The 5291-nt window shown below is 53.6% G+C and carries 4 protein-coding genes; all 4 read left to right on the top strand.

Annotated elements, in window-relative coordinates:
* Positions 1–669, top strand: a 669-nt coding sequence (locus I2H81_RS06690) for a C39 family peptidase (RefSeq protein WP_195569003.1), incomplete at its 5' end; no start/stop codon positions are given.
* A 30-nt stretch (positions 670–699) separates the two neighbouring features.
* Entirely contained in the window at positions 700–3270 is a 2571-nt protein-coding gene (locus I2H81_RS06685) for a hypothetical protein (protein ID WP_195644982.1), read from the top strand.
* Between the two features lie 25 nt (positions 3271–3295).
* Positions 3296–3817: a C40 family peptidase gene (locus I2H81_RS10615; protein ID WP_411266930.1), complete on the top strand. Its 522-nt coding sequence runs from the start codon at positions 3296–3298 to the stop codon at positions 3815–3817.
* Positions 3818–3965: 148 nt separating this feature from the next.
* Positions 3966–5291, top strand: a 1326-nt coding sequence (locus I2H81_RS06675) for a GH25 family lysozyme (protein ID WP_267490002.1), incomplete at its 3' end; no start/stop codon positions are given.

Raw genomic sequence — 5291 nt, 5'->3', positions numbered from 1 at the left:
CGCGTAGAGGCGCTCCAGGTCCGCGTCCTCGCGAAGGGCTCGGCGGCCCCGGGCCCGACGGACGGCGCGTACAGGGACCGCCCATTGCATCCGAATTCGGTTGTTCTCAACGTCCCTTGTACAATGCAGAACCCCGAGCTTCCGACTGGCTGCGAGTCCGTTGCATTGACCAATGCGCTTAACTATTACGGATTTGGTTTGGGTAAAACCGTCATTGCAGACGCGTATATGCCTAGGAGCAGTTGGGATTTTGTTACGGCGTTTTGGGGCAATCCTCATAGCGCTTCGAATGGAAACTGCATATCTGCTCCCGGACTGACCAACACCGCGAATTCTTTCTTGATTAGCAGTGGTAGTAGTTTGCGAGCCTACGATGTGACCGGTACTGGTTTCTATGACCTTTATTCGTACTTGGAAGCTGGACATCCCGTTATTATTTGGTCAACGATAGGTATGCAAAACCTGGGAAGTTGCTATGCGACTCAGGCTTACGGCGGAAGGGTTTATAGAACCTATACCAACTCTCACACCGTTGTCTTAAGAGGCTTTAATCGCTCCCTAGGTACCGTTTACATTGCTGATTCACTCGCTGGCTATGTCTCTAACTCAGCTCAGCGCATTGCTTCGCTATACTCGCAAAGAGGAGCTCAGGCGGTCGTCATTAAATAGGCGCCGTCGAAGTCGAAGGAAGGTGGAATCGTGAAGCGTCTCTTAGATGTGTCCGTTTCTATACTTGTGGTTATCGCGCTGTTCATGAGTCAATCATGGGCCGTGACTGCTGCATATGCCGATTATTCAATTGACGGATCTGATGATTCAAACAGCTTTCATCTTGAAGGCTCTACTTCCAATCAAGCTGAGCCTATCTCTGGGGGGCAAGAATCGGATGCTGGCTCCGTAGATAGCGAGCCTCAAGACGCGCAGCAGGTCTTATCGGGGGAGACTAACGAAGCCGCTGCCGCTGATTCTGCCTCCAACGATCAGCTCACCGTCAAAAACGTTAGTGTTTCTGCCCATGTGCAGAATATTGGCTGGATGGATCCGGTTAGTTCGAGTAAGGTTGCCGGAACCACGGGTAGGGGCTTGAATCTTGAGGCACTAAAAATCTCACTTGAAGTGGATGGAGCCACCTCTCAAGAACAGATTGCAAATGCCATATCCGTCGAGGCCCACGTCTCCAACGTCGGCTGGCAGGCCGCCGTCGGCAACGGCGGCACCGCCGGCACGACCGGCCAGTCCCGCGCCGTCGAGGCCCTGAGGGTCAGGCTGTCCGGGGAGCTGTCGGCCCGCTACACCGTCTGGTACCGCGTCCACTCCGCCGAGTTCGGCTGGCTGGGCTGGGCGTGCGACGGCGCCGACGCCGGCTCGGCGGGCTACGGCCGCGCCGTCCAGGCCGTCCAGGTCGCGGTCCTGCCCAAGGGCGACCCCGCCCCGGGCGACACCGCCTGTCCTTTTAAGAGCCGTAGCGATGAACCTGCCTCAATCACTGTTCGCTCACATACGTCGAATATTGGTTGGATGTCGCCCGTAGGCGGCGGATCTGTTGCCGGGACAACTGGTAGGGGCCTCCCCATGGAGGCGCTTGAGGCTCAGCTTGGCTGGTATGGTCACTCGGGCTCCATTGAGCTTCGTGGCCATGTTTCTAATGTCGGCTGGCAACAGTGGTCTGAGGGGCACTGTGGAACGACTGGTAAGTCTCAGCGTCTCGAAGCCGTTCAGATTCGTCTAACCGGTGAGGCAGCTGAAAAATATGACATTTGGTACTGTGCTCATGTCTCGGGTATAGGCTGGCTCGATTGGGCTTGTAATGGAGCTGCCGCTGGTTCTGCCGGTAAAGGCAAGGCTATCGAAGCGGTAAAGGTAATCCTTGTGGAGAAAGGCGGAGCAGCGCCTGGCTCTTCGAGCAAGGTCTTTATCGGCGATCTAGATGCTGTTGCGGTTTCCGGATCCGCCGTTTCTGGGGAGAGTCTTGGCTTATCTTCTGGTCAAAAGGCTACGATTGGAGGCAAGGGCGCCAAACTGCTGAACTCCATTGCCTTAAGCGTTGCAGGCCAAACTGATGACGGGTCAATTTCCTATGCCGTTATGGATGCATATTCAGGCTGGGGTGCTTCCGAATCGGATGGCGGCGCCGCCAAGGCGGTATCCGGCGCACCCATTAAAGCGATAAAAATGTCGCTGAGCGGCCAGTTTGCTGCCAATTATGACATTTGGTATCGAGTATACGATTCCGGTAATGGCTGGACGGGCTGGACGTCAAATGGTCAGGCATGTGGCGTTTCTGGTGGTTCTTCCGGTTTGTGCGGCATAGATGTTGCACTTGTTCGTAAGGGTCAACCTGCCCCTGGTTCTACCGGTAATGCATTTACCGAAACGTCGGGAATCGGTCTTGTATCCCAGGCGCACGTTGCTTCTGCGGGCTGGTTGGCTCCCGTTGGCAATGGCGAAACTGCCGGCCAGACGGGCATGTCTCGTTCTCTGCAGGCGTTGTATATTTCGACGCAGGGCATCGATGCCTCCGTTGAAGTGTCAGCACACGTTGCGAATATCGGTTGGCAGCCATACGTTTCGGGTGCTTCCTATGCTGGCACTGTTGGCAAGGGCCTCGCAATTCAGGCGGTTAAATTAAGGCTCACTGGCAACGAATCGTCAAAATACAATATTTACTACCGTATTCATGCGGCGGATTATGGTTGGCTTGGTTGGGCTAAAAATGACGCCGCAGCTGGCACCGTTGGGCTGTCTAAGCAGGCCGAGGCAATTCAAATTAAGTTGGTTGCCAAGGGTTCGTCCGACGCTCCCGTTCAAGATCATGCTGCGTTGATCCAGCTTCCTGGGCTATCCGCTAAGGCAAATTGCTCCGGTCTTGGCTGGCAAGCGTCTGTTGGCAATGGCGGTGTTGCCGGAACGGTTGGGCAGAACCGTGCCATGGAGGCAATGCAACTGTCCCTTTCCGATAGTTCCATGAACGGTGGCATTTCGTATTCCGCCCACGTATCCAATATCGGCTGGCAATCTGCTGTCTCAGATGGAGCCACAGCGGGAACCATTGGACAGGGACAACAAATCCAAGCTGTGAAGATTAATTTGACTGGTGACGTTTCGAATTACTTTGATGTCTGGTATCGCGTCCACGTGTCAAATTACGGATGGCTTGGCTGGACCAAAAAATGGATCACCGGCGGGCACCACGAAGCTTGGCATTCCTGTTCAGGCATTACAGGTAAAGATTGTTCCCAAGGGCGCTTCCGCACCAGGCTCTACGTCTGATTCGTATTTTGAGACCTATCGTTATATGGGGTATCAGACCCCGGGATCTTATCCAAAGGTTAGTTGCAATAGCGTGCAGCTTCCTTCGTATTGCACCGGTTACTTTACGTATGTCACGCCTTCTCGAATTCCTTACAACGCTTCGCGACAGGATTGCATCAACGCATTCGTCCAGCGTGCTCGTGAATATATCGGGACGCGTTATATCGAGCCTTGGTCTTCTTGGCCGGGGGATGCGGTTGATTGTTCGGGCTTAGTGCTGCAATGTCTGTATGCGACTGGCATGGATATGGGTTGGTATAACCCGTATAACCATCGTTGGTTGCCCGAGCAAACCTACAACTCCATGAATTGGTATCGCAACAACACGTTTATGCCGGTTAGCACTTCTGCTATGCAGAGGGGAGATGTGGTCTACTACCAGGGCCATATTGGAATCTATATCGGAAACGGTCGAATCATTGATTCGTGGCCTGGGATCGGTGTGACCGAGCGCTCGGTCAATGCTCCAGGTCGTGTAATCGGTGCCGCTAGGCCTTTCGCATAGAGTCTGTTGAGGCGCTCCGTTGCAGGAGCGCCTCTTTTTGACTGTGTGCTAACTGGTGCTTTCCTAAGCTTTAAATGCCTGTATGGAAGTGTGGTAATATAGCTAGTATTCGTTTCTTTATCTGTGGTTACTGTCTCGGGGGATATGCATGAAACGTCTTAAAGCGTCTGCTGCTTTGGTTTGTACGCTATTGATGGGCTGGTCGCAAATCATTCAGCCTTACAGCGCGTATGCGCTGTCGGTCCAGGCCGCCGCTGCTTCGCAGTCGGTCTCGCAAACATCGAACGAGTACGAATCTCAAGGTGCAAGCTCTCAGGGAGCGCAGGACGATGCCTCGGGTTCTCAGGGTGTAACCGAATGGTATGGTGACGATGCAAATGCTGCTCGTCCTGATGGGGGTGTAGACTCTGATTCAGGCGAACAGCCTGGAATTGGCATCGAAGAGTCTCGTGTTGACGAGTCAAACGGTGAAGCCCCAACCGATGATTCCACTGAAATGAATTCCTGCGAAGCCGACTCTTTGGAACCGAACTCTTGGCGTTTCGAAAACGGCGTGCTTATCGATTCTGACAATGGCGACATCGATGCGCAGTCTTTAACTGACGATCCTTTGCCCAATGGCGCTGTTGCGCGCGGCATCGATGTCAGCAATCATCAAGGAACTGTTGATTGGAATAAGGTTAAGGCCGCGGGGATTGATTTTGCCATTCTCAAGGTCGGTCCGGTTTACGGAAAACCTGACGATTCTTTTGAAAGGAACGCTGCTGAATGTGAACGCCTCGGCATTCCTTATGGCGTGTATTACTACTCCTACGCCCGTTCTGTAGAGGATGCCAATAAAGAGGCCGACAGGACACTTGCTTGGCTCGGCGGCCATCATCCGTCGCTTCCCGTTTATTATGATCTTGAGGATAGCTATATCTTGCAAGATCCGGATTTCAGCAAGGATAAGCTTACCCAGATTGCGCAGGCTTTTTGCAACCGTATGGAGGCCGTTGGCTTTAAGTCGGGTATCTATGCGAACCTTAACTGGCTTAACAACTACCTGAATTCTCCGTCGTTGAGCGGTTATGACCATTGGGTCGCTCAATATAATTGGCGTTGCGATTATGCTGGCAGCTACAGTTTCTGGCAGTATTCAAGCAGTGGCAATGTCCCGGGCGTCAACGGACGCTGTGACATGAACTACTGCTTCAACGGTTCTCTTCTCAACGTAGATGACAGCAAGATGCATATTCAGTATGAGGCGCATGTCTCGAATATTGGCTGGATGAACAGCAAGCGCGACGGATCTACGGCTGGCACAACGGGGCAGTCTAAATCAGTGGAGGATCTTAAGGTCAGCATCTTGAATCCCGTTGAAGATGGCTCTGTGCAAATTAACGCCAATGTAAGTGGCGTCGGCTGGCAGGGCTGGGACACCCCCTCGGCCTCCGAGGGCGGCACCACCGGCCAGGGCCGCGCCGTCGAGGCC

This window comes from Collinsella aerofaciens (assembly GCF_015561195.1).
GTDB classification, from domain to species: domain Bacteria; phylum Actinomycetota; class Coriobacteriia; order Coriobacteriales; family Coriobacteriaceae; genus Collinsella; species Collinsella aerofaciens_AC.
This window is presented reverse-complemented; position numbering and strand designations above follow the sequence as displayed.